This window comes from Streptomyces sp. NBC_00443 (assembly GCF_036014175.1).
In the GTDB taxonomy this organism is placed as follows: domain Bacteria; phylum Actinomycetota; class Actinomycetes; order Streptomycetales; family Streptomycetaceae; genus Streptomyces.
In genome coordinates this window covers 3883752-3907169 of sequence record NZ_CP107917.1, presented here as the reverse complement: position 1 = coordinate 3907169, position 23418 = coordinate 3883752, and the positions used below count along the sequence as shown (strand labels likewise).

The following is a 23418-nucleotide window of genomic DNA, read 5'->3' as shown; positions in this document are numbered from 1 at the left end:
GACCACCGCTCCGTACACTCCGTGACCGTGTTGACGTTGAAAGCCGGACATGAGGTCGCAGGCCGCTACCTCCTCCGTGAACCCATCGGCAGAGGCGGGATGGGTGTCGTCTGGCAGGCCTGGGACGAGACGCTGAAGCGGATCGTCGCGGTCAAGTGCGCCCGCCCGGACGACGAGCAGGCCGCCAGAAGGCTCCGGAAGGAGGCGCAGTACGCCGCACGGCTGCACCATCCGAACATCGTGCCGGTCTTCGACTTCGTGGAGGAGACGGACGAGGAGGCGAAGGCGCAGGAGGCCGCGGGCGAAGGTGCCGGTGCCGAGGCCACCTGCTGGATCGTCATGGAGTACGTCCCCTCCCGCAGCCTCGCCCAGATCGTGGCCGACAACGGCCCGCTCCCGCCCGAGGACGCCGGGGCCGTCGGCTCCCAGATCGCTGCCGCGCTGGCGAAGTCGCACGCCATGGGCGTCGTGCACGGCGATGTCACGCCGGAGAACATCCTGGTCACCGAGGACGGGGTCGCCCGGCTGACCGACTTCGGCATCGCCCGAGCCCTGTGGAGCGACGTCACGCAGACGCACACGGTCACCACGGGTGGAGTACGGGGCAAGCCCAAGTACCTCGCACCCGAGTTGGCCAAGGGGCGGCCGGCGGACGAGAAGGCCGACGTGTTCTCCCTCGGCGCCAGCGTCTTCGCGGCGGTCGAGGGGCAGTCGCCGTACGGCGTGGCCGAGCACCCGATGGCCTACGTCGCCCGGGCCATCGAGGGACACCTCGAACCAGCCGAACGGGCCGGCCCGCTCACCGCCCCGCTGGCCGCGCTGCTGGAGCTGGACCCCCGGCGCCGCCCCGGCGCCGCCGCGGCACACCGCCTGCTGACCCGGGCCGCCCCGCCCCCGCCCGACGTCCAGGGCAAGCTGCAGGCCGACGACACCGCGCACACCCTGCCCCTCGCCTCCCTCACGCTCCGGCTGCCGCGTGCCGTACGGCGTCGGCGGCGCCCCTTGGCGATCTCGGCGGGGGCACTGGCCGTGGCGGCCGCGGTCACGGCGGGGATCCTCGTCGCCACGTCGGGCGGCGACCCGGACGACACCTCCCGCGCCCCTGACGCGAAGCCCTCCGCCGCGGCCGCCGCGCAGGCCGGCGCCATCGGCGGCATCCGTACGGCCAACCCGTGCGGGCTGCTCGACGCCGCCTCGCTGAGCCGCTTCGGGGGCACCGAACTCGACCCGGATTACGGTGAGTTGGACCGCTGTGACGTGCTCGTACTCGGCGACGACGGGGACGAACTCGCCGGTGTCGAGGCCAACTTCCTCAGTGAGGCCCGGGAGTTCGACGGCGGGGTGCAGGTCCGGAGGGTCGGCAACGTCCAGGTCGCCGGCTTGACCCGCGTCGGCGACCACTGCGAGCGGTACATCCGGACCTCCGACCGCCGGGGGATCATCATCCGCGGGGAGCGGCGGGAGGCCGGCGCCCCCGACCCCTGTGCCCTGGCCGACGCCGCCACCGACTACGCGGTCACGGTGCTGGCCCGGGGCCCGGTGCCCCGGCGCGCGGAGTCCTGGCCGGCCACCTCGCTCGCCCGCCTCGACGCCTGCAAGCTGCTCGACACCGCCGCGCTCGACCGCGTACCGGACCTGCGGACCCGGCCGTCGGACTACGGTTTCGCCAACTGGGACTGCGAATGGGCGAGCGCGGACGGTGACAAGGCATTCGTGGAGTTGTCCTTCACCCGGGACAACCAGCTGGAGGACGACGGACGGCCGAAGTCCATCGCCGGTACGACGGCATACGTCTCCCCGGAGGAGGAGGGCGCCGGCAGTTGCGTCGTCCACGCACCGCACCGCACGTACACGAACTCCGTCGGCGACCCGACGACCGAGCTGTTCCGGCTGACCGTGCGCGGGCAGCGGTCGGCCGCTCAGCAGTGCGCCACGGCCGAGGCGCTGACGGCCACCGCGCTGAGGCAGATCGCCGAGCAGCTGCCGGAGGCGAAATGATCACAGGCCACCGACCGCACTGGATCTGGCGGTGATCGACGGGGCGCCTCAGACCGTTGAGGACCGTCCGACCCCGAGGACGTCGAGCATCGCCCTGGTCGCCGGGCTGGGGTTGAAGCGGCTCCAGGCCAGGTACTCCAGGCGATGCGGGCCGTCGAGCACCCGGACCAGGGCCAGTTCGGGGTCGTCGGCGGCCAGCGGGCCGATGTACGCCGACGGAAGCAGTGCGATGCCGAGTCCGCGGGCGACCAGCCGGGAGATCAGCTCGACGACGCCGGCCTCGTACGCGACGTCGCGGATCAGACCGGCCGCGGCGAAGGCCCGGTCGGACTGGGCGCGGGCCGGTGTCCCGGCCGCGAAGTCCACGAACGTCTCGCCGGCGATCTCCGCCAGCGTGACCCGGGAGGCGCCCGCGAGCCGGTGCCTGGCCGGCACGACGAGGGCGTGCTCGTCGTGATCGAGGACCACGGATTCCACGCCGGACGGCGCCTCGCCCTCCGGCAGGCCCAGGAAGGCGATGTCCAGGTCGCCGTCGCGGATGGCCGTCGCCAGTTCGTCGCTGCGTCCGGAGCGCAGGACGACGTGGACGTCCGGGTACCGGGCGCGGTACCGCTGCAGCAGTTCCGGTACGTCCACGGCAGCCGTCGTCACGATCACACCGACGGCTAGCCGGCCCCGTACGACTCCGGTCGCCGCGGCGGCGTCGGCGGCCGCGCGGTCGGCCGCGGCCAGGCACTCGCGCGCGGCGGCGACGAACGCCTCCCCTGCACTCGTCAGCTCGACGCGGCGGCTGGAGCGGGCGAACAGCCGGACCCCGAGCTCCCGTTCCAGTCCGGCGATCCGGTGACTGAGCGACGACTGCACCACGTCGCAGCGCTCTGCGGCCCGGGTGAAGTTGCGGGTTTCGGCGACGGCGACGACGTAGCGCATCTGCTGAAGGTCCACGCTCCCATCGTTGTCGTTCATGGCTGTGATGACAACCATGCTTTGGAGTCATGAGGGGCGGCTGCGGAGACTGCTTCACATGCACTCCTTGACCGAGCGGTCACCAGGCCCGATACGGCCGCCCTCGTACGCGCTGCCGGTGACAACCGCCGTGACCGCCGCAACCGTCGCCCTCACCGCGATCGCCCCCGTCACGTGGGGCACCACATACGCCGTGACCACGGAACTCCTGCCACCCGGGCACCCGATGTTCGCCGCGCTGATGCGCGCCCTGCCCGCCGGGCTGCTCGGGCTGGCGATCACGCGCGTACTGCCGCGCGGGGACTGGTGGTGGCGGGCCGCCGTCCTCGGCGGTCTCAACATCGGCGTCCTGTTCCCCCTGTTGTTCCTCGCCGCCGAACGCCTCCCCGGCGGCGTCGCCGCCACCCTCGGCGCCACCCAGCCACTGCTCGTCGCCGGGCTGGCCATCGCGGTGCTTCACGACCGGCCGACGGTCTGGCGATGGGCCTGGGGCGTGATCGGCGTCGCCGGCGTCGGACTCGTCGTGCTCGGGCCGAACGCCCGACTGGACGCCGTCGGAGTGCTCGCCGGCCTCGGCGGTACGGCCGCCATGGCCGGCGGGGTCGTCCTCACCAAGCGCTGGGGGCGTCCCGCGGGCGTCGGCCCCCTGACCCTGGCCGGCTGGCAACTCACCGCCGGCGGCCTGCTGTTGCTCCCCCTCACCCTCGCGATCGAGGGCGTGCCGCAGCGGATCGACGCGGGGGCGGCCGGCGGCTACCTGTGGCTCGGGAGCATGGGCGGCTTGATCGCGTACACGCTGTGGTTCCGCGGCATCGGCAGGCTGCCGGTCGGCGCGTCCGCACCGCTGGTGCTGCTGTCCCCGCTGGTCGCGACCGTCGTCGGCCTCGCCCTGGGCGAATCGCTGAGCCTGCCGCAGAGCGCCGGCTTCGCGCTCGCCCTGGCCGCGTTGCTCGCGGCACAGCTCAATTCCCCGAAGGCGCTGATGAGAGGAGTGCGGGTTCGATGACGACGAGTTCTATGACGACGAGTTCTATGACGACGGGTTCGACTACGACGAGTTCGACTACGACGAGTTCGACTACGACGAGTTCGGTGAAGGCAGGCATGACGATCGCCGTGCTCGGTGCCACCGGGATGGTCGGCAGCCGGGTGGTCGGCGAGGCCGGTGCGCGCGGGCACCGGGTGCTCGCCCTGTCCCGGAAGCCCCCGGGCCAGGGTCCGAACGTCACGCCGGTCGCGGTCGACGCGAACGACCCCTCCGCCTTACGTGAGGCGCTCACGGGCGCCACGGCGGACGCCGTCGTGCTCACCGTACGGACCCTTCCGGTCGACCAGGAGTTCCTGGTCGGAGCCACCCGCACGGTGCTGGACGTCGCAGCACGACTCGGCATCCGCGTCCTCGTCGTCGGCGGAGCCGGCGCGTTGCGCAGCCCGGAGGACCGCGGTCTGCTGGTGGCCGACAATCCCGCGTACGTGCCGGACGAGTGGCGGCCCGTAGCGGCAGCCGGAACGGCTCAGCTGCGGGCCTGCCAGGCGCACCCCGATGCAGACTGGGCCTATCTGAGCCCACCGGCCCTGCTGGAGCCCGGTGACCGGACCGGCCGCTACCGGCGGGGCACCGACACCTTGCTCACCGGCGCGGACGGCCGTTCGTGGATCAGCGCGGAGGACCTGGCGGTCGCGGTGGTCGACGAACTGGAGACCTCCGGCCCCGGACGCCACATCCACGACGTCCACCGCATCCGCCACTTCACGGTCGTCCACTGCGACGAGAGCCCGGGACTTGCGGCCCCGGCCTGACGTGATGTGGGTTCGACCACACCGTCCGCTACACCGCCAGCCACGCCGCCTGATCCGGCGCCAGCACGGCGCCCTCCACTGGGCCGCTCGCCAGCAGCACCGAGGTGTGGTCGGGCAGCGGACACGGCTCGGCCGACAGGTTGACCACGCAGACGAAGCCGGGGTCGCGGCTGAAGGCGAGGACGCCTTCGGCGGTCTCCAGCCAGGTCATGGTGCCGTCGCCGAGGGCGGGGTGCTCGCGGCGCAGGCGCAGGGCGGTGCGGTAGAGCTCCAGCATGGAGTCCGGGTCGCCGGACTGGGCCGCCACGGTGTGCGGCGCCCAGCCGGCGGGCTGCGGCAGCCAGGGCTCGCCGGTGGCGCCGTCGGGGCTGAAGCCGTACGGGGTGCTTAGGCCGGACCAGGGGATGGGGACCCGGCAGCCGTCGCGGCCACGGTCGGTGTGGCCGGAGCGTTCCCAGACGGGGTCCTGGAGCACGGCCTCGGGAAGGTCCTCGACCTCGGGCAGGCCGAGTTCCTCGCCCTGGTAGACGTAGGCCCCACCGGGCAGGGACAGCATCAGCAGGGCGGCGGCGCGGGCGCGCCGGGTGCCCAGCTCCAGGTCGAGGGGGCCCTCGGGTTCGTACGAGGTGTTCGCCACCCAGCGCTTGGTGGCCTTGCGGCCGTAGCGGCTGGGGTGCCGTACGACGTCGTGGTTGGACAGCACCCAGGTGGCGGGTGCGCCCACCGCGCCGAGCATCTCCAGGGAGCCGTCGATGACCGCGCGCAGGTCCTTCGGGTGCCAACTCGACATCAGGAAGTCGAAGTTGAACGCGGTGTGCAGGCCGTCCCGGCGGACGTACGCGGCCAGCCTCTCGGGGGTGTCCGCCCAGGCCTCGGCGACGAAGGACCGGTCGCCGGGGAACTCGTCGGCCACCCTGCGCCACGCGCGGTAGACGTCGTGGACCTCGTCGCGGTCCCAGTGCGGATGGTCGACGTGCTGCCAGGCGTGCCCGTCGTCCGGGTTCCGGCGGGGCGGGAGGTCGGGGAGCTCCGGGTGCTTGATCAGGCCGTGCGCGACGTCGATGCGGAAGCCGTCCACGCCGCGGCCGAACCAGAAGCGCAGGACCGACTCGAACTCGGCGCGCACCTCGGGGTGTTCCCAGTTGAGGTCGGGCTGTTCGGGGGCGAAGAGGTGCAGGTACCACTGGCCGTCGGGCAGCCGGGTCCAGGCGGGGCCGCCGAAGCAGGAGACCCAGTCGTTGGGCGGCAGGGAGCCGTCGTCGCCCCGGCCCTCGCGGAAGACGTAGCGTTCCCGCTCCGGGCTGCCGGGGCCCGCCGCCAGCGCCTCCTGGAACCAGGCGTGCCGGTCGGAGGTGTGGTTGGGCACGATGTCGGGGATGACGCGGATCCCGTGCGCGTGCGCCTCCTCGATGAGCTGCTCGGCCTCGGCGACCGTGCCGAACACCGGGTCGATCTCGCGGAAGTCGGCCACGTCGTAGCCGTGGTCCGCCATCGGGGACTTGTACCAGGGGTTGATCCAGATGGCGTCCACGCCCAGCGACTTCAGGTACGGCAGTCGGGAGCGGATGCCGGCGATGTCGCCGACACCGTCGCCGTTCCCGTCGGCGAAGCTGCGGATGTAGACCTGGTAGATGACGGCGCTGCGCCACCAGGGCGCGGAGGTGGGGGACAAGGCTGGGTATCTCCTTGGTCGTTGGGGGGAGGGAGAGAAACGGTTGCGGAAGGGGGGCGGTTACTTCGCCGCGCCCGCCGTGAGTCCGGCGACGATGCGGCGCTGGAAGAGCAGCACCATGACCACCAGCGGGACCGTGACGAGGACGCCCGCGGCCATCTGGCTGCCGAACGGCGTCTCGTACGTCGTCGCGCCGGTGAACTTCGAGATGGCGACCGGCGCGGTCTGCATGTCGGGCTTGTTGGTCATCGACAGGGCGATGAGGAACTCGTTCCAGGCGGCGATGAACGTGATGATCGCCGTGGTGAAGATGCCCGGCGCGGCGAGCGGGATGATGACCTTGCGGAACGCCTGGCCGCGCGTGCAGCCGTCGACCATCGCCGCGTGCTCCAGCTCGTCCGGCATCTGCCGGAAGAACGTGGTCAGGTTCCACACCGCCAGCGGCAGCGCGAAGGACATGCTCGGCACGATCATCGCCTGGTAGGTGTTGATCCAGCCGACGTCGGTGAACAGCTTCAGCAGCGGGACCACGATCGACACCACCGGGAACATCGAGGTCGCGATGACGAGCGTCAGGATCAGCCGCTTGCCGCGGAACTCCAGCCGGGCCATCGCATAGGCGGTGAACGTCGCCAGCACCAGGGCCAGCACGGTGGTGACCCCGGCGACGACCAGGCTGTTCAGCAGCGCCCGGCCGAAGCCCTGCGCCGGGTCGAACACGGCCCGGTAGTTCTCGAAGGACACCGGGGACGGCACGAGCGAGGTGTCGAAGATGTCCGAGGTGCGGCGCAGGCTGGAGACCAGCATCCAGTAGAAGGGCGCCAGGCAGCAGGCGACGACGGCGGCGACCGAGGCGTAGAGCAGTGCGCTGCGCCACTTCGCGGTGACGGACGGCGTCCTCGTGCTGAGGGCGGTCGTCCTCGTGGTGAGGGTGGTTGTCATGCCGTCACCTCCATACGGCGGCGCTCTGTCTTCCTCCGGCGGCGGCGTGCGGCGCCCTCTCCGACGAGGTCCGCGCCGAGCAGCCGTACGAAGGCCAGGGCGATGAGGAAGACGTAGAGGAAGAGGAGTACGGCGTAGGCGGAGGCCGGTCCGAAGCGGACGTTGGACGCCTCGTTCTGCGCGAGCATGGACAGGGTCTCCACCGAGTGCTTCTGCGCGCCCACGAGGATGTACGGCAGGTCGAACATCCGCAGCGCGTCCATGCAGCGGAACAGCACGGCCACCAGCAGCGCGGGCTTCACCAGGGGCAGGGTGATGTGCCAGAACTGGCGGGGTGGACGGGCGCCGTCGAGGCGGGCCGCCTCGTAGACCTCCTTCGGGATCACCTGCAGGCCGGCCAGGACGAGCAGCCCGATGAAGGGGGCGGTCTTCCACACCTCGGCGATGATGACCGCGACCTTGGCGTGGAAGCCCTCGGTGGTCCACAGGATCTGGTGGCCGATCAGGGCGTTGGCGACGCCGTCGCTGTTGAAGATCCACCGCCACAGCAGACCGGAGATCGCGGTGGGCACCGCCCAGGGGATCAGGATCCCGGCGCGTACGAAGCCGCGGCCCCGGAACGCCTTGTGCATGATCAGGGCCATGGCCACCCCGATCACGGTCTCCAGGCCGACGGTGACGACGGTGAAGAAGGTGGTGTTCCAGAAGGCGTTCCAGAACCGCTCCCCGGCCTCGCCGAAGATGTCGGCGTAGTTCTTCAGGGCGACGAACGGCTCGGTGTCGCTGATGAATCCGGTCGCCGGGTCCAGGCCCTTCGGCCCGTACAGCGACTCCTTCAGCGCCATGAGGGTCGGGTAGATGACGACGATCGACAGCACCAGCAGGGTCGGGGACACCAGCAGAGCCGCCATCCGCCCCGACCCGGCGGTCGCCCGGGCCGGCTTCGCCGTGAGCCGACGGCGGGTCACGGGTTCGCCGGGCCGCCGCCCCTCGGTGACCGCGGGTGGGATCTCGGTCTTGGTCATGGCCCCGCCCCTCACTGCGCGACGGACTTCTGCAGCGCCGCCTGCAGGTCCTTCAGCGCCTGCGCGCTGCTCTTGTCACCGGTCAGGGCGGCGTACGCCTGCTGCTGGACCGCCGCGGTCACGTCGCCGTACGGCACGACGCGAGGACGCGGCACGGCCCGCAGGATGGACTCCTTGAGCACGGGCAGATACGGATACTGCGAGGTCAGCGCCTTGTCGTCGTACAGGGAGGCGTACGGCGGGGCGGCGGAGGCCTCCTTGAGGAGGGTGGCCGTGTTCTCCTCGCTGGTGAAGAACTTGATGAAGTCCAGGGCCGTGGCCTTGTTCTCCGCGGAGGAGGACAGGGCCATGTTGTGGCCGCCAAGGCTGGAGGCGCCGGGCCCGTCCAGGCCGGGCAGCGGGGCGACCGCGAACTTCCCCTTGATGCCGCTGTTGGCTGCCAGGCCGTACATGTAGGGCCAGTTGCGCAGGAAGACGAGCTGGCCGGACTGGAACGCCTGGCGGCCGTCCTCCTCCTGGTAGGTGACGCCCTCCTCGGGGATCGTCCCGTCCTTCGCGGAGCCGACGAGGAAGTCCAGGCCCTTCCTGGCCTCGGGGGTGTCGACGTCCGGCGTGCCCTTCGCGTCCGTGACGGTGCCGCCCGCCGAGTTCACGGCCTCGGCGAAGTTCACGGTCAGGCCCTCGTACTTCTGGAACTGCCCGGCGTAACAGGACATGTCCTTCGCCTCGGGCAGCCTCTTCACCTTGGCGCAGGCGTCCTTCAACTCGGCCCAGGTGACCGGTGGTTGGCTGACCCCGGCCTTCTTCAGCAGGTCGGAGCGGTAGTACAGCATTCCGCCGTCGGAGCTGCCCGGAACCGCGTACAGGCCGCCGCGGTACTTGGCCGTCTCGACGACCGGCTTCAGCATCCCGCTCAGCGGGAACCGCTCCTGCGGCAGCCTGTCGATCCACTGGTGGGCGGCGAACTCCGACGTCCACACGACGTCGAGGGACAACACCGTGTAGGCGTCGGACTTCGTCTCCGCGTTCTGGATCATCTGGCGGCGCTGGGCGTCCGGGTCCGTCGGCAGCTGGATGAAGGTGACCTTCTCCTTCGGGTGCTGCCTGTTCCAGCGGTCGATCATCGGCTGGACGGAGCCGGTGGTGTCCTTGCCGGCCACGTACGTGATGGGGCCGCGCCCCTCGAACGACGGCGCTCCGGGCCCGCCGGAGCCGGTGCCGGCGGAGGGGGAGCAGGCGGTGATGAGTAGCCCGCCGGCGGCGAGTACGGCCGAACACCGGAACGCTCTGGTCGTGGTCCTGGACGTTGGGGAGGTCTTGGTCGTCACTGTCTCTCCTGGGCGTGCGGATCCTCTTGAGACTGCGTTGTCATTTCCCTGATTGAATAATCAGGCTGGTCAGAGCCGATGTTCTGATGGCCCTGGGGGAATTCGACAGCGATTCGATGCCGTCGTGACAACGCTTGCAAGCTAGGGGCGGCCTAACCGGAAGTCAATGCGTTACTTAGCGGTAGTACTGTGGAGTCGACCGTGAAAGCGCTGTCACACAGACCCGTGGACGCGGTGTTCCCTGTGCTACCGTCCGCTCATGCCACCAGCTCAGCGGCACCCGACGATGGCCGACGTGGCCGAACGGGCCGGGGTCTCCACATCCACCGTCTCCCGCACGCTGCGCGGACACTCCACCGTCTCGCCCGACGTGCGCGCCCGCGTCGAGAAGGCCGCGCGCGAGCTGAACTTCGCCGTGTCACGACAGGCTGCAAGCCTTGTCACGGGCCGCACCGGGAACGTGGCGGTGCTCGTGCCCACACTCGACGCATGGTTCATGGGAGCCGCCCTGTCCAGCCTGGCCCCGCTGCTGCGGGAGGCCGGCATGGAGCTCAACGTCTATGTGATCCCCGACCTGGCCGAGCGCACCTCGTTCTTCGACCGCCTCCCGGCCCGACGCAACGCGGACGCCCTGCTGGTGTTCTCCTTCGACCTCACCGACGAGGAGACCGCGCGGCTGGACAGCCTCGGCATCCCCGTCATCTACGTCAGCCAGCACGTCGAAGGCCGGCCCAGCGTCTACGTCGACGACGTGGCCGGCGCCCTGCACGGCACCCGGCACCTGCTCAACCTCGGCCACCGGCGGATCGCCTTCCTGACGACGCAGGGCGCCAGCGGCTTCTCCTTCAGCTCCAACGAACGGCTGCTCGGCTACCAGCAGGCACTCACCGAAGCGGGCGTCCCGGTCGACGACGACCTCGTGACCGCGGTGCAGGTCGCCGACAGGCGCGGCATCGCCGAGGCGCTCGGCACGCTGCTCAGCCTGCGCGAGCCGCCCACCGCGATCTTCGCCGAGCAGGACGAGGTCGCGGTCGCGTCCGTCCGCATCCTGCGCAGGACACAGATCGCCGTGCCGGAACGGATCTCCGTCCTCGGCTTCGACGACCAGCCCCTCGCCGACTGGTTCGACCTGTCCACGGTGGCCCAGTCCGCCGCGGACATCGGCCGCGAGGCCGGCGAGCTGGCCCTACGCCTCATCCAGGACTCCGAGGACGAGCACGAGCGGCACGTCGTCCTGCCTACGCGTGTGATGCCGCGGGCGACTACGGCGCCTGTATTTCGCCCTCTGGACGAGTCCGGCACGTGACGAGCCCGACCGGGCTGTGTCTTTCTCCGCCGCTCACAGGTGTCTTCGGGGCTCATATGTCCTGCGGTGCGCGCTCGTACCCATCAGTCGGCGATGATGACGAGCCCGGCGATGGCCACGCCGCCGACGCGTGCCCACGTCGCGGTCTGGAGCAGTCCGAGGCTGACGATCACGGCGACGGCGCCCAGCGCGCCGGCCCAACGTCCCGGAGGCGGCCGCGGTACCCAGCGTGGGCCCGCCCTGTACGGGGGCTTCACTCGACGAGGGCGCCGTCCGGCGCCGCGTCGGAGGCGATGCACGCGCTGAGGGCGAGATCCGGGACGACGCCACCCGGGACCCGGCGATCAGCCGGGACAGACGCGTCAGGGCGATCCATGAGGCAGGCGCGTCAAGGCGATCCCTGAGGCGAGACTGCGCGCAGCACGACGTGGTCAGCCCGTCGGGGCGGGGCCTTGCGAGTCCGGCGCCGGCGAGGCCGGGCCGCGCGTCCTTCGGAGCGCCGCCCGCCAGGCGAAGGCGACCACCGCTTCGGCCACGCCGAGCAGGACCAGCCACAGGCCGAGCAGCCGGGTCAGGGCGTGGGCCGACTCGGCGGGCAGAGCGAGCACCACGATCCCCGCGACGATGCCGAGCACCGCGACGCCCAGGACGACACCACGGTGCGGCAGGCCCTTGGCGGCGACGGCCGTGTAGAGGGTGAGGACACCGGACACGAGCCAGACGACGCCGACGATCAGGGAGAGCGCGGTGATGGTCTGCAGCGGGTTCCGCAGGCACAGCACTCCGGCCAGGAGGAAGAGCACGGCCAGGAGCAGTCCCGGCAGTCGTTCTCCGTGCTCCTCCCGCGCGAACACGTCGACGAACCGGAACCCGCCGGTGACCAGCAGGTACAGGCCGACGAGGACCGCCAGGACGTGCAGCGTGCCGTCCGGCCAGACGAGTATCAGAATGCCCGGCACCAGCGTTGCGGCCGCCGAGCCCAGGACCCAGATCCATGAACGGCCCAGTCGCGCCAGTACGTCCGCGGGATCCTCCACCGGGCCGGGGGCCATCCCGCCGGCAGGGGGTTCCGGTCCGGTGCGCGGCGCCGGACCACGCGGCATGGTCATGGCTCTCTCCTCGCGTGATCGAGCGGGTCGCTCGCGGACCGCCGAACGGGCGGTACGCGGGGACCCCGACCGCCTCATCGTCCCGTGCGCCACCAGCCTCCGGGTCACCCACGGCGGGTGATCCGGCGACCCCGCCCTGGTCACGGGGCCCGCGTGAACTGTCCTTTCGGGAGAATCCCTTTGTCGCGCCCTCGAGTTGGCGGATCGGAACGCCCGCCGGGGATCACTCCGGCAGCTGCCGCATCTCCAGGACCCGCAGTCCCAGCGACCGGAGCCGAGCCAGCAGCCCGAAGAGGTGCGCATCGTCCGTGACCGGACCGAACAGGACCGTCTGGCCGGACATCACCACGTGGCCCAGCTCCGGAAAGGCCTTGGTCAGCGTTTCCGACATATGTCCCTGGACGCGGATCTCGTAGCGCATGCCCTGTCCTCCCGCGGGCGGCTCTGGGCGGCGTGGGGCGCGGACGACGCCCTTACCTGCGATCCTCCGCCCCGGCGTCCGATCGGGCTTCACCCGGTGCAGGTGACATGGCGCCCCCGTGCCGTACGGCCGAGCCGGAACAGCAGCAGCAACAGCAACAGCAGCAGCAACAGCAACAGCACCAGCTCCGCGCGGAGAAGGAGCCCAGAGCGCCTGGCTGCGCCCACCACCACAAAGGCCGCGGGCAGGGATCCGTATCCGTAGAAGACGCCGCCCGTGCAGTCGGTACGTGCGCGGCGCTCGGCCCGGTCCGGTCGGCCCGCGGCGGGGTGGTGTTCCGGGGCACCGGTATGCCTCTGCGCGGCTCACGGCGTCGAGCCGACCGCCCCGGCCGGAGAATCGGTCTTCTGCCGACGGCTACGGGTACGGCTCGCGCCGCCGGCCGGCAGATGGGGCGTGACCAGGAAGCTGACGAGCGTGACGCCGCCGGTCGCGAGGATCGCCGCCTTCAGGCCGTCGAGCTGCGCCGAGGCGTAGGAGTCCGTGACGGCGTCGGCCTCGGACGGCGGCAGTCCGGCTCGCTCGGCCGCGGCGCGCACCTGGTCGGTGGAGACGAAGGTGACTCCCGCCTCAAGAGCCACACCGACCTCCTCCCGTGTCTCCGCGGACAGCCGCGGGTCGTCCGCGACCTGGGTGGTGAAGGCGTGGGCCAGCGAACCGATGAGGATCGATCCGATCAGCGCGGTCCCCAGCGCGGAACCCAGATTCTGTGCCGTGAACTGGAGGCCTCCGACCTCACTGCGTTCCTCCTCGCCGACGCTGGACTGGACGACATTGCCGAGCTGCGAGGCGAGCAGGCCCATACCCACGCCGAGCAGCGCCATGGCTCCGGCGAACTGCGCGTCGTCGATGACCGGGTCGATGGTGGCCAGCAGCCACACGATGGCCGCCGCCAGGGTCGTCAGGGCCATCCGGACCACCCTGCGCGCCCCTACCACCCGCCCCAGCGAGGAGGCGCACAGGGAGGTCACGAGCATGGCGACGGACACAGGAAGCAGGCGCAGCCCCGTCTGGAAGGCGTCGAATCCCTGCACCACCTGCAGATACAGCGGGATGGTGAAGAACAGTCCCAGCAGGATGAGGTTCTGGCTCAGCAGCGTCATCAGTCCGGACCGCAGTGCGGGTCTGCCGAGCAGGGACACATGCACGAGGGGGTCCGTGCCCCGGCGGTCCCGCCGCCGCTCCCAGTGCAGGAAGCAGGCCAGGACCACGGCCCCGGCCCCGACGACGAACAGCGTCGGAGCGAAGCCCAGGACGGTGAAGGGAGGATTGCGTGGCTGCACCCATCCCCAGGTGCTGCTCTGCAGCACCCCCAGCACACCCAGCCCGAGCCCGGCTGCCGAGAGCAAGGCACCGACTCCGTCCAGCCGGGGCCGTGTGCCGGCCGGGGCGGACGGCGGGATCACCCGGCGGCAGAGCAGGACGGCCGCGACGACCACCACCTCACCGGCAAAGACCAGCCGCCAGGTGAGGTACGTCGTCACCCAGCCGCCCAGCAGCGGGCCCACTGCGATCCCCGCGCCCGCGAGCCCGCCGATGATGCCATAGGCGACGGCCCGGTCCGGCCCCCGGTACGACTCCGCGACGAGGGCGGCCATGGCCGGGAGCACCATGGCGGCGCCGAGCCCTTCGATGACGGACCAGCCCAGGGCGAGGACCCACAGGGTGGGGGCGACCGCGGTCAGGGCCGACCCCGTGGCATAGACGACCAGCCCGATCAGGAACATGCGGCGACGCCCGAAGATGTCCCCGAGCCTGCCACCAATGATCATGAACGCGGCCATGACCAGCGCGTACAGGGTGATGACGGCCTGAATGGCGGTGACCTCGGTGTCGAAGTCCTCGACCAGCTGACTGATGGAGACGTTCATGACCGAGGTGTCCAGAACCATGAGGAACTGGGCCGTACCCAGGACGATCAGAGCGCGCCAGTGTTTCAAGCCGTCCACCTCGTCGAGTGGGACCGGCGCGCCGAGGAAGACCGCCGGGCGACGACAGCCGCCTGCGCTGCCGCCCCCGCCATCACACCCGAAGGCCCTGCCCCGCGCCTCACCCGCTACGGGGGGTCAGGTGGTTCCCGGCCGGACCGCCGTCGGCTCAGGGCCAGACGAGGCAGTACGGCTGATGCCCCGCTTCGTGCAGGCGGTGGCTGAAGTCCTGCCACTCATGCAGCAGCTGATACACATTGAACGCGTCCCGAGGCCCACCCCGGTCCGGCACCGTCGACCAGATGAACGCCGCCGCGCCCACCGCTTCCTCTCCTATACCCCGGAGCGGGTCCACGACCGTCATCGGCAGCTTGACCACGGCGTAGTCGGGGTGGAGGACGACCAGCTCCAGGGGCGGCACCTTGTTCAGGGGGACGCCCTCGATGCCCGTGAGGACCATCGCGGCCATGGTCTCGGGCTTGATCTTGGTGAACATGCCGTTCATGCCAAGCTCGTCGCCGCCGAGTTCCTCGGGGCGCATGGAGATCGGGACGCGGGCCGCGGTCGCGCCGTCCGGCGCGCCGAAGTACTTGTACGTCACCCCCACCCGACCACCATTCCCGCTCACCCTCAGCCGATCCCGGTCACCGCGTCGGTCGGCCCGCTCTGATTCGTTGGGTACACCCTGCATATCCGGTACTACGTGTCCCTGACGTGCTTCGTTCGAATCCTCCGCCTCGCGCCGGTGCTTTCCCCGCCGGGCACGTCGAGGACCCAGGTCATCAGTCCCCTCGCCCAGTCCGCCACCGCGATGCATATCTCCACCCGACTGCTTTTCTAGGACGCGTGGCCCCGGCCGCGCAACCCGATCATCGTGTCAGTGACCTCCCCCACGGCCGCCCGCCGAAACGTGCGTTGAAACACCTGTCCGCGGGATCTCTTCAGTCCCCGACCATCACGTCCCGCATGAGCTGTGTGTATCACGCCCAGTCTCGCAGATCGCGGGCGCGCGGAGACCGGTTGCCCGGTCAGCGGTGGCCCCGCTGCCGTCACCTCCCGCTGGCCTACCCTGAGGAGGTCACTGGCAATCGGAGCCCGAGAAGGTCGGAGAAGTCGCAGGCCATGAGCGAATCGCCCTACCCATACGAAGCACCGGCCTCGCAGGCCCTGTTCGACCGTGCGGCCGCCGTCACACCGGGCGGCGTGAACTCCCCGGTCCGTGCCTTTGGCGCCGTGGGCGGAACGCCCCGGTTCATGGTGTCCGGCAGTGGTCCGTATCTGACCGACGCCGACGGTCGTGAGTACGTCGACCTCGTCTGCTCCTGGGGCCCCATGATCCTCGGGCACTCCCACCCGGACGTGATCGCCGCCGTCCAGGACGCCGTCTCGCGCGGTACCTCGTTCGGCACGCCCGGCGAGGGCGAGGTCGCGCTCGCCGAGGAGATGGTCGACCGGATCGAGCCGCTGGAGCAGGTGCGGCTCGTGTCCAGCGGCACCGAGGCCACGATGTCCGCCATCCGGCTCGCCCGCGGGTTCACCCAGCGGTCCAAGGTGATCAAGTTCGCCGGGTGCTATCACGGGCACGTCGACTCGCTGCTCGCCGCTGCCGGGTCAGGGGTCGCGACCTTCGCCCTTCCCGACACCCCCGGCGTCACCGGCGCCCAGGCAGGCGACACGATCGTCCTGCCCTACAACGACCTCGAGTCCGTCCATGAGGCCTTCCACCGCTTCCCCGGTGAGATCGCCTGTGTGATCACCGAGGCCTCGCCCGGCAACATGGGCGTCGTCCCGCCGCTGCCCGGCTTCAACCAGGGGCTGAAGGACGCCTGCGGGAAGAACGGCGCCCTCTATATCTCCGACGAGGTCATGACCGGCTTCCGGACCAGCCGCGCCGGGTGGTACGGCGTCGACGGGGTCAAGCCCGACCTCATGACCTTCGGCAAGGTCATGGGCGGTGGTTTCCCGGCCGCCGCCTTCGGTGGCCGTGCCGATGTCATGGCCCACCTCGCGCCCGCCGGGCCCGTCTACCAGGCCGGCACCCTCTCCGGTAACCCGGTCGCCACCGCCGCCGGGCTCGCCCAGCTGCGGCTCCTCGACGAGGCGGCCTACGACAAGGTCAACGCCGTGTCGGAGACCATCCAGTCCCTCGTCACCGAGGCCCTCAACAAGGAAGGCGTCGCGCACCGGCTGCAGACCGCCTCCAACATGTTCTCCGTGTTCTTCACGGACCGGGAAGTGCGCAACTACGAGGACGCCAAGCGGCAGGAGTCCTTCCGCTTCACCGCCTTCTTCCAGTCGATGCTGGCACAGGGCGTCTATCTGCCGCCCTCGTCCTTCGAGTCCTGGTTCGTTTCCACGGCACACGACGAGCAGGCCGTCCAGCGGATCGCCGACGCCCTCCCGGCGGCGGCCCGAGCGGCGGCGGAGGCCACGGCAGCATGAGCGACACCCCCATGACCAGCGACACCCCCATGACCAACGACAGTCCCACCAGCGAGAGCGACATCACCGTCGTACACCTCATGCGGCACGGCGAGGTGGCCAACCCGGACGGGATCCTCTACGGCCGTCTCGCGGGGTATCACCTGTCCGACCTCGGGCGGCAGATGGCCGACCGGGTCGCCGAGCATCTCGCCTCCCGGGACGTCACGTACGTCTGCGCCTCCCCGCTGGAGCGGGCGCAGGAGACCGCGACGCCGATCGCCAAGGCGCACGGCCTCGACCTCACGACCGACGCGCGGCTCATCGAGGCCGGCAACGTCTTCCAGGGCAAGACGTTCGGGGTGGGGGACGGTGCCCTGAAGAGGCCGGAGAACTGGAAGCACCTCGTCAACCCCTTCAAGCCGTCCTGGGGTGAGCCGTACGTCGAGCAGGTCATCCGCATGATGGGCGCGCTGGACGCCGCCAAGGACGCCGCGCGCGGGCACGAGGCCGTGCTGGTCAGTCATCAGCTGCCGATCTGGATCGTGCGCAGCTACGTCGAGAAGCGGCGGCTGTGGCACGACCCCCGCAAGCGGCAGTGCACGCTCGCGTCCCTGACGAGCTTCACGTACCAGGGCGACAAGATCGTGTCCGTCGGCTACAGCGAGCCGGCCCTCGATCTCGTCCCCGCCCATCTCCGCGCCGGCGCCAAGCCGGTGAAGGGGAAGGACAAGGCCTTCGGCGCCTAAGACACGTTTGTGACATTTGTTGCGAATCCTCCGTGATCTGGAGGAACCTCCCCGTTCGTCGCGCCCTCTGACTGGGTGACCACCAGAGGACGCGACGGACGGGAATGCAATGGGCGACTTCAACCGAAGGGGAATTCTCGGGCTCGGTGCCGGAGCCGCTGCCGCACTCGGACTCGCGGGGTGCGGCACCTTCACGCAGTCAGACGGGCCGGACCAGGGTGGAGGTTCCGGTGACGGCGGCGACAATCGGCCCGGCACCCAGACCCAGCGCGCCAAGCCCATAGGCGACGGCTCCACCTCGTACACCGGCAAGCAGCCGAACCAGCCCGGCAAGCCCGAGCCGCTGGAGCCCGGTCAGGAGCCGCCGCAGTTCGTCGTCTTCTCCTGGGACGGTGCCGGCGAGGTCGGCAACGGTCTCTTCCCGCGCTTCCTCGACCTCGCCAAGCAGCACGAGGCGCACATGACCTTCTTCCTCTCGGGGCTCTATCTGCTGCCCGAGTCGAAGAAGCGGCTCTACGACCCGCCGAACAACCCGCGCGGCGCCTCGGACATCGGCTACCTCACCGACGACCACATCAAGGCCACGCTGAAGAACGTCCGCCAGGCCTGGCTCGACGGTCACGAGATAGGCACCCACTTCAACGGCCACTTCTGCGGAGAAGGCTCCGGCTCGGTCGGCAACTGGACCGCGCAGCAGTGGCGCAGCGAGATCGACCAGGCCAAGTCCTTCGTCAAGGAGTGGCGTACGAACTCCGGGTGGACCGACCTGCCCTACCTGCCCTTCGACTACGACAAGGAACTCGTCGGCGGTCGCACGCCCTGTCTCCTGGGGCAGGACAACCTGCTGCCCACCGCCCGCGAGCTCGGCTGGCGCTACGACGCCTCCTCGCCCGGTGGCCGTCAGGTGTGGCCGACGAAGAAGCAGGGGCTGTGGGATCTGCCGTTGCAGCAGATACCTTTCCCCGGGCGTTCGTTCGAGGTCCTCTCCATGGACTACAACATGCTCGCCAACCAGTCGATCAACTCCACGAACGCGCCCAGCCACAACTACCCGGGCTGGCGCGAGCAGTCCGCGCAGGCGTACATCCAGGGATTCAAGCGGGCATACGAGACAAATCGCGCCCCCTTCTTCGTGGGTAACCACTTCGAGCAGTGGAACGGCGGCATCTACATGGACGCCGTCGAGGAGGCCCTCAAGCACATCGCGCAGGAGAAGGAGAAGGAGAAGGAGAAGGGCGGCGACGTCCGCCTCGTCTCCTTCCGGCAGTTCGTGGACTGGATGGACGTACAGAAGCCGGATGTTCTGGACAAGTTGCGCACGCTGGACGTCGGGCAGGAGCCTGCCGGGGGCTGGAAGGCGTTCATGAAGGGCGATGCGGGCAGCTCCGCGCGCACCCAAAACGCTGCCTGAAATGCGGTTTTCCACCCGCAAGGGGGGTGCGCAAGATCCCCGGAACGGGCATGCGAAACTTTTCACATGAGTGCCGCAAGCCGCGCCCCCCTGCGCTCGAAGCGCCGACGTCTCGTCCTGCTCACCGCGACAGCCGCGGCCACCGCGCTGACCCTGTCCGCGTGCAGTTCCGGCGGCACGTCGGGCGGCGGCGGTGACACCAACTTCGTCACCGGCAAGAACGGCATCGACACGGTCGCGCAGGGCAAGCGCACCACGGCGCCCGTGCTGGACGGCAAGACCGTCGACGACAAGAAGCTGACCACCGCCGACTACAAGGGCAAGATCCTCGTCGTCAACGTGTGGGGATCGTGGTGCCCGCCCTGCCGGCTCGAGGCGAAGAACTTCGAGAAGGTGTCCACCGACCTCAAGGACCAGGGCGTCCAGTTCGTCGGCATCAACACCCGCGACACCAGCACCACCCCCGCGCTCGCCTTCGAGAAGGAGCAGGGGATCACCTACCCGAGCCTGTACGACCCGACGGGCAAGCTGATGCTCCGCTTCGAGAAGGGCACGCTCAACCCGCAGCTGATCCCCTCCACCCTCGTCATCGACCGGGACGGCAAGGTCGCGGCCCGTGCGCTGCAGCCTCTCAGCGAGGAGTCGCTGCGGGGCATGATCGAACCCGTCCTCGCGGAGAAGTGACGTGACGGGAGCGCTCACCGTCGCCGCGGAGTACAACGGCACCGTGCTGCACGGTGCCCTGCTGCTGGCACTGCCGATCGCGATGCTCGGCGGCCTGGTCTCCTTCTTCTCGCCGTGCGTCCTGCCCCTCGTCCCCGGCTATCTGTCCTACGTCACCGGAGTGAGCGGCACCGACCTGGCAGAGGCCCGCCGCGGCCGCATGGTCGCCGGCGCCTCCCTCTTCGTGCTCGGCTTCACCGTCGTGTTCGTCTCCGGCGGGGCGCTGTTCGGCTACTGGGGCTCGACCCTGCAGGAGCACAAGGACGTCCTGTCGAAGATTCTCGGCGTCCTCATGATCCTCATGGGTGTCTTCTTCATGGGCATGATGCCCTGGCTCACCCAGCGGGAGTTCCGCTTCCACACCAGGCCGACCACCGGACTCGCCGGTGCGCCCCTGCTGGGCGCGCTGTTCGGCATCGGCTGGACGCCGTGCATCGGCCCGACCCTGTCCTCCGTGCAGACGCTCGCCATCAACGAGGCCAGTGCCGCACGCGGCGCCATACTGACCGTCGCCTACTGCCTCGGCCTCGGCATCCCCTTCGTGCTCGCTGCCGTAGCCTTCCGCAAGGCCCTCGGCGCCTTCGCCTGGGTCAAGCGCCACTATGTCTGGGTGATGCGCATCGGCGGCACCATGATGATCGTGACCGGTGTGCTGCTGCTGACCGGCGCGTGGGACCGCATCGTGCAGGAGATGCAGGTCTGGTCCAACGGCTTCACTGTGGGGATCTGATCGATGAGCAAGACGACAACCGACGCGACCCCGGCCGCCGAGGACCAGGACCTGGGCACCGCGGGCGCCCAGCTCTCCACCGCCCCCGTCGAGGAGATCTCCCACCTTCCCTCTCTCGGCGTCATCGGCTGGGCCCGCTGGTTCTGGCGGCAGCTCACCTCGATGCGGGTCGCGCTGCTGCTGCTCCTGCTGCTGTCGCTCGGCGCGATCCCCGGCTCGCTCATCCCGCAGACCGGCATCGACGAGACGAAGGTCGCGGAGTTCCGCAAGGCACACGAGACGCTCGCGCCGATCTACGACAAGCTCGGCCTCTTCAACGTCTACAGCTCGGTGTGGTTCTCCGCGATCTACATCCTGCTGTTCGTCTCCCTCATCGGCTGCATCGTCCCGCGCACCTGGCAGTTCGTCGGCCAGCTGCGCGGCCGGCCGCCGGGCGCACCGAGGCGCCTGACCCGGCTGCCCGCCTACACCACCTGGCGCACCGAGGCCGAGCCCGAGCAGGTCCGCGACGCCGCGCTCGTGCTGCTGAAAAAGCGCCGCTTCCGCGCCCACATCTCCGGTGACGCCGTCGCCGCCGAGAAGGGCTATCTGCGCGAGATCGGCAACCTCGCCTTCCACATCGCGCTGATCGTGATGCTGATCGCCTTCGCCTGGGGCCAGTTGTTCAAGTCCGAGGGCAACAAGCTGATCGTCGAGGGCGACGGCTTCTCCAACACCCTCACCCAGTACGACGACTTCAAGTCGGGCAGTCTCTTCAGCCAGGACGACCTGGATCCGTTCAGCTTCAACCTGAAGAACTTCGTCGGCAGCTACGAGCCGTCCGGCCCCAACCGGGGCACCCCGCGTGTCTACAAGGCGGACGTCACCTACAGCGTGGGTGCCTTCGGCAGGGAGGAGAAGACCACCATCGAGGTGAACGAGCCGCTGGAGATCGGCGACTCGAAGGTCTACCTCGTCAGCCACGGCTACGCCCCCGTCGTCACGGTCCGCGACGGCAAGGGCAAGGTCGTCTACCGCGACGCGGTACCGCTGCTGCCGCTCGACGGCAACGTCACCTCCACCGGCGCGGTCAAGGTCATGGACGGCTACCGCACCGCCAAGGGGGCGTGGGACCAGCTCGGTTTCCAGGCCTTCTTCCTCCCCTCCTACGTCAAGGGCAACGAGATCGCCTCGCAGTTCCCGGCGCTGCTGAACCCGGTGCTGAACCTGGAGGCCTACCACGGCGACCTCGGTGTCAACGCGGGCCTCCCGCAGAGCGTGTACCAGCTGAACAAGAAGAACCTGAAGGGGTTCAAGGACTCCAAGGGCGCACAGCTCAGGGAGAACCTGAAACCCGGCGAGACCATGAAGCTCCCGGACGGCGCCGGCTCGATCACCTTCGAGAAGGAGATCAAGGAGTGGGCCGGCTTCCAGGTCGCCCGCCAGCCCGGCAGCGGCTGGGCGCTGGCCGGTTCCCTCGCCGCGATCTTCGGTCTCGCCGCCTCCCTGTTCATCCAGCGCCGCCGCGTCTGGGTGCGGGCAGCCACCGGCCCCGACGGCGTCACGGTCGTCGAGATGGCCGGCCTCGGCCGCAGCGAGTCCGCCAAGGTGCCCGAGGAACTCGGCGACCTCGCCGGGATCCTGTACGAGCAGGCGCCGGGCGCGCCCGACGCCGCCGACGACCCCGCAGATTCCGAAGCTTCCCCCGACCCCCAAGTCGCACCCGCCGAAGGGGCTGACACCAAGTGACTCTCGCCGCCGCGACCGAGCTGGCCGCCGCCACCAACGAAAACCTGGCGAACATCAGCAACACGCTGATCTACTCGTCGATGGCCGTCTACACCCTGGCCTTCTTCGCGTACATCGCCGAATGGCTCCTCGGCAGCCGCAGCAAGGTCGGCCGCACGGCCGCCGCGCTCACCCCGGCGAAGGCCGCCAAGGCCGCCGCGCCCGCCGTCACCGTGAACAAGGGCGGCTCCACCGCCGTACTGGAGCGGCCGAAGGTCGTCGTGCGGGCCACCGCCGGTCAGCGGGACGTGCCGGACGGGCCCGGGGCGCACGGCGGGGACGCGCAGGGCGACCTCTACGGGCGTATCGCCATCTCCCTCACCGCGCTCGCCTTCCTGATCGAGTTCGGTGGTGTGCTCACTCGGGCTCTGTCGGTGGAGCGGGCGCCGTGGGGCAATATGTACGAGTTCAACATCACCTTCTCCACGGTCGCCGTCGGGGTGTACCTGTCGCTGCTCGCGCTGAAGAAGAACGTGCGCTGGCTGGGGCTCTTCCTGATCACCACGGTCCTCCTCGATCTCGGCCTCGCCGTCACTGTCTTGTACACCGCCAGCGACCAGTTGGTTCCCGCCCTTCACTCGTACTGGCTGTACATCCACGTCTCCACGGCCATCTTCTGCGGCGCGGTCTTCTACGTCGGCGCGATGTCCACGCTGCTCTACCTCTTCAAGGACAGCTACGAGAACAAGCTGGCGAGCGGCGGCACCCCCGGCCGCTTCGCGAACTCCGTCCTCGACCGGCTGCCCGCCGCGGCGTCCCTCGACAAGTTCTCCTACCGCGTCAACGCCGCCGTCTTCCCGCTGTGGACGTTCACGATCATCGCGGGCGCCATCTGGGCGGGCGACGCCTGGGGCCGCTACTGGGGCTGGGATCCCAAGGAGACCTGGTCCTTCATCACCTGGGTCGCCTACGCCTGCTACCTGCACGCCCGCGCCACGGCCGGCTGGAAGGGCCGCAAGGCCGCCTACCTGGCCCTGATCGCCTTCGGCTGCTGGCTGTTCAACTACTACGGCGTCAACATCTTCGTCTCCGGCAAGCACTCCTACGCCGGGGTGTAAAACC

21 protein-coding genes and 1 pseudogene are annotated in these 23418 nt (G+C 70.1%); 11 read left to right on the top strand and 11 right to left on the bottom strand.

What is annotated here, in order from left to right; translation table 11 throughout:
- Positions 1–27: 27 nt before the first annotated feature.
- Complete coding sequence (locus tag OHO27_RS17360) at positions 28–1998, top strand: serine/threonine-protein kinase (protein WP_328424910.1); 1971 nt, start codon at positions 28–30, stop codon at positions 1996–1998.
- Between the two features lie 48 nt (positions 1999–2046).
- On the opposite strand, the gene OHO27_RS17355 is transcribed toward OHO27_RS17360, so the two are convergent.
- Positions 2047–2943, bottom strand: a complete 897-nt coding sequence (locus OHO27_RS17355) for a LysR family transcriptional regulator (protein WP_328430467.1) — start codon at positions 2941–2943, stop codon at positions 2047–2049.
- Between the two features lie 79 nt (positions 2944–3022).
- Between OHO27_RS17355 and OHO27_RS17350 the strand changes: the two genes are divergently transcribed.
- Positions 3023–3970: an EamA family transporter gene (locus OHO27_RS17350; protein ID WP_328424908.1), complete on the top strand. Its 948-nt coding sequence runs from the start codon at positions 3023–3025 to the stop codon at positions 3968–3970.
- Between the two features lie 98 nt (positions 3971–4068).
- Entirely contained in the window at positions 4069–4764 is a 696-nt protein-coding gene (locus tag OHO27_RS17345; protein WP_328424906.1) for an NAD(P)-dependent oxidoreductase, read from the top strand.
- Between the two features lie 28 nt (positions 4765–4792).
- Here OHO27_RS17345 and OHO27_RS17340 read toward each other — a convergent pair whose 3' ends face one another.
- From OHO27_RS17340 to OHO27_RS17325, 4 genes are read right to left on the bottom strand one after another with little or no spacing between them, the layout of a single operon-like run.
- Positions 4793–6436, bottom strand: a complete 1644-nt coding sequence (locus tag OHO27_RS17340; RefSeq protein ID WP_328424904.1) for a glycoside hydrolase family 13 protein — start codon at positions 6434–6436, stop codon at positions 4793–4795.
- A 60-nt stretch (positions 6437–6496) separates the two neighbouring features.
- A complete protein-coding gene (locus OHO27_RS17335; protein WP_328424902.1) occupies positions 6497–7378 on the bottom strand; it encodes a carbohydrate ABC transporter permease in 882 nt (293 codons plus the stop codon).
- Positions 7375–8403 carry a carbohydrate ABC transporter permease gene (locus OHO27_RS17330; protein WP_328424900.1) on the bottom strand — a complete coding sequence of 343 codons (1029 nt, stop codon included), beginning with the start codon at positions 8401–8403 and terminating at the stop codon, positions 7375–7377. Before OHO27_RS17330 ends, OHO27_RS17335 begins: the two co-directional genes overlap by 4 nt.
- An 11-nt stretch (positions 8404–8414) precedes the next feature.
- Positions 8415–9731 (bottom strand): ABC transporter substrate-binding protein, encoded by a 1317-nt coding sequence (locus tag OHO27_RS17325; protein ID WP_328424898.1) that lies wholly within the window; start codon positions 9729–9731, stop codon positions 8415–8417.
- Between the two features lie 259 nt (positions 9732–9990).
- Here OHO27_RS17325 and OHO27_RS17320 point away from each other — a divergent pair, with 259 nt between their 5' ends.
- Positions 9991–11037 (top strand): LacI family DNA-binding transcriptional regulator, encoded by a 1047-nt coding sequence (locus OHO27_RS17320; RefSeq protein ID WP_328424896.1) that lies wholly within the window; start codon positions 9991–9993, stop codon positions 11035–11037.
- Between the two features lie 86 nt (positions 11038–11123).
- Here OHO27_RS17320 and OHO27_RS43145 read toward each other — a convergent pair.
- The 6 genes and pseudogenes from OHO27_RS43145 to OHO27_RS17295 form a co-directional block, all read right to left on the bottom strand.
- A pseudogene (locus OHO27_RS43145) lies at positions 11124–11228 on the bottom strand (DUF7144 family membrane protein); the annotation flags it as partial.
- A 240-nt stretch (positions 11229–11468) separates the two neighbouring features.
- A complete protein-coding gene (locus tag OHO27_RS17315) occupies positions 11469–12146 on the bottom strand; it encodes an HdeD family acid-resistance protein (protein ID WP_328424894.1) in 678 nt (225 codons plus the stop codon).
- Between the two features lie 223 nt (positions 12147–12369).
- Complete coding sequence (locus OHO27_RS17310; protein ID WP_328424892.1) at positions 12370–12567, bottom strand: hypothetical protein; 198 nt, start codon at positions 12565–12567, stop codon at positions 12370–12372.
- 89 nt (positions 12568–12656) lie between these two features.
- On the bottom strand, positions 12657–12794 hold the full coding sequence (locus tag OHO27_RS17305; protein ID WP_328424890.1) for a hypothetical protein: 138 nt from the start codon (positions 12792–12794) through the stop codon (positions 12657–12659).
- A 138-nt stretch (positions 12795–12932) separates the two neighbouring features.
- Positions 12933–14567, bottom strand: coding sequence for an MFS transporter (locus OHO27_RS17300; RefSeq protein WP_328424888.1), 1635 nt, complete (start codon positions 14565–14567; stop codon positions 12933–12935).
- Between the two features lie 157 nt (positions 14568–14724).
- Positions 14725–15162, bottom strand: a complete 438-nt coding sequence (locus tag OHO27_RS17295) for a hypothetical protein (protein ID WP_019061278.1) — start codon at positions 15160–15162, stop codon at positions 14725–14727.
- A gap of 515 nt (positions 15163–15677) precedes the next feature.
- Between OHO27_RS17295 and hemL the strand changes: the two genes are divergently transcribed.
- The 7 genes from hemL (at position 15678) to ccsB (ending at position 23414) form a co-directional block, all read left to right on the top strand.
- Positions 15678–16997, top strand: a complete 1320-nt coding sequence (gene hemL / locus OHO27_RS17290) for a glutamate-1-semialdehyde 2,1-aminomutase (RefSeq protein WP_328424886.1) — start codon at positions 15678–15680, stop codon at positions 16995–16997.
- Positions 16994–17725: a histidine phosphatase family protein gene (locus OHO27_RS17285; protein ID WP_443059554.1), complete on the top strand. Its 732-nt coding sequence runs from the start codon at positions 16994–16996 to the stop codon at positions 17723–17725. Before hemL ends, OHO27_RS17285 begins: the two co-directional genes overlap by 4 nt.
- Before the next feature lie 109 nt (positions 17726–17834).
- Positions 17835–19136 (top strand): hypothetical protein, encoded by a 1302-nt coding sequence (locus tag OHO27_RS17280; RefSeq protein ID WP_328424884.1) that lies wholly within the window; start codon positions 17835–17837, stop codon positions 19134–19136.
- Positions 19137–19202: 66 nt separating this feature from the next.
- Positions 19203–19820, top strand: coding sequence for a TlpA family protein disulfide reductase (locus tag OHO27_RS17275; RefSeq protein WP_328424882.1), 618 nt, complete (start codon positions 19203–19205; stop codon positions 19818–19820).
- Between the two features lies 1 nt (position 19821).
- The gene (locus OHO27_RS17270; protein ID WP_328424880.1) at positions 19822–20589 is read left to right on the top strand and encodes a cytochrome c biogenesis CcdA family protein; all 768 of its coding nucleotides are present in this window, start codon (positions 19822–19824) and stop codon (positions 20587–20589) included.
- A gap of 3 nt (positions 20590–20592) precedes the next feature.
- Entirely contained in the window at positions 20593–22317 is a 1725-nt protein-coding gene (gene resB / locus OHO27_RS17265) for a cytochrome c biogenesis protein ResB (protein ID WP_328424878.1), read from the top strand.
- A complete protein-coding gene (gene ccsB, locus OHO27_RS17260; protein ID WP_328424876.1) occupies positions 22314–23414 on the top strand; it encodes a c-type cytochrome biogenesis protein CcsB in 1101 nt (366 codons plus the stop codon). The genes resB and ccsB overlap by 4 nt, the downstream gene beginning before the upstream one ends.
- The last annotated feature ends 4 nt before the right edge of the window (positions 23415–23418 follow it).

Coding starts and splice junctions, on each gene's coding strand:
- OHO27_RS17280 (WP_328424884.1), top strand. CDS start 17,835: ATGGGCGACTTCAACCGAAGGGGAATTCTCGGGCTCGGTGCCGGAGCC.
- OHO27_RS17315 (WP_328424894.1), bottom strand. CDS start 12,146: ATGACCATGCCGCGTGGTCCGGCGCCGCGCACCGGACCGGAACCCCCT.
- OHO27_RS17345 (WP_328424906.1), top strand. CDS start 4,069: ATGACGATCGCCGTGCTCGGTGCCACCGGGATGGTCGGCAGCCGGGTG.
- hemL (WP_328424886.1), top strand. CDS start 15,678: ATGAGCGAATCGCCCTACCCATACGAAGCACCGGCCTCGCAGGCCCTG.
- OHO27_RS17310 (WP_328424892.1), bottom strand. CDS start 12,567: ATGCGCTACGAGATCCGCGTCCAGGGACATATGTCGGAAACGCTGACC.
- OHO27_RS17320 (WP_328424896.1), top strand. CDS start 9,991: ATGCCACCAGCTCAGCGGCACCCGACGATGGCCGACGTGGCCGAACGG.
- OHO27_RS17335 (WP_328424902.1), bottom strand. CDS start 7,378: ATGACAACCACCCTCACCACGAGGACGACCGCCCTCAGCACGAGGACG.
- OHO27_RS17350 (WP_328424908.1), top strand. CDS start 3,023: ATGCACTCCTTGACCGAGCGGTCACCAGGCCCGATACGGCCGCCCTCG.
- resB (WP_328424878.1), top strand. CDS start 20,593: ATGAGCAAGACGACAACCGACGCGACCCCGGCCGCCGAGGACCAGGAC.
- OHO27_RS17285 (WP_443059554.1), top strand. CDS start 16,994: ATGAGCGACACCCCCATGACCAGCGACACCCCCATGACCAACGACAGT.
- OHO27_RS17330 (WP_328424900.1), bottom strand. CDS start 8,403: ATGACCAAGACCGAGATCCCACCCGCGGTCACCGAGGGGCGGCGGCCC.
- OHO27_RS17275 (WP_328424882.1), top strand. CDS start 19,203: ATGAGTGCCGCAAGCCGCGCCCCCCTGCGCTCGAAGCGCCGACGTCTC.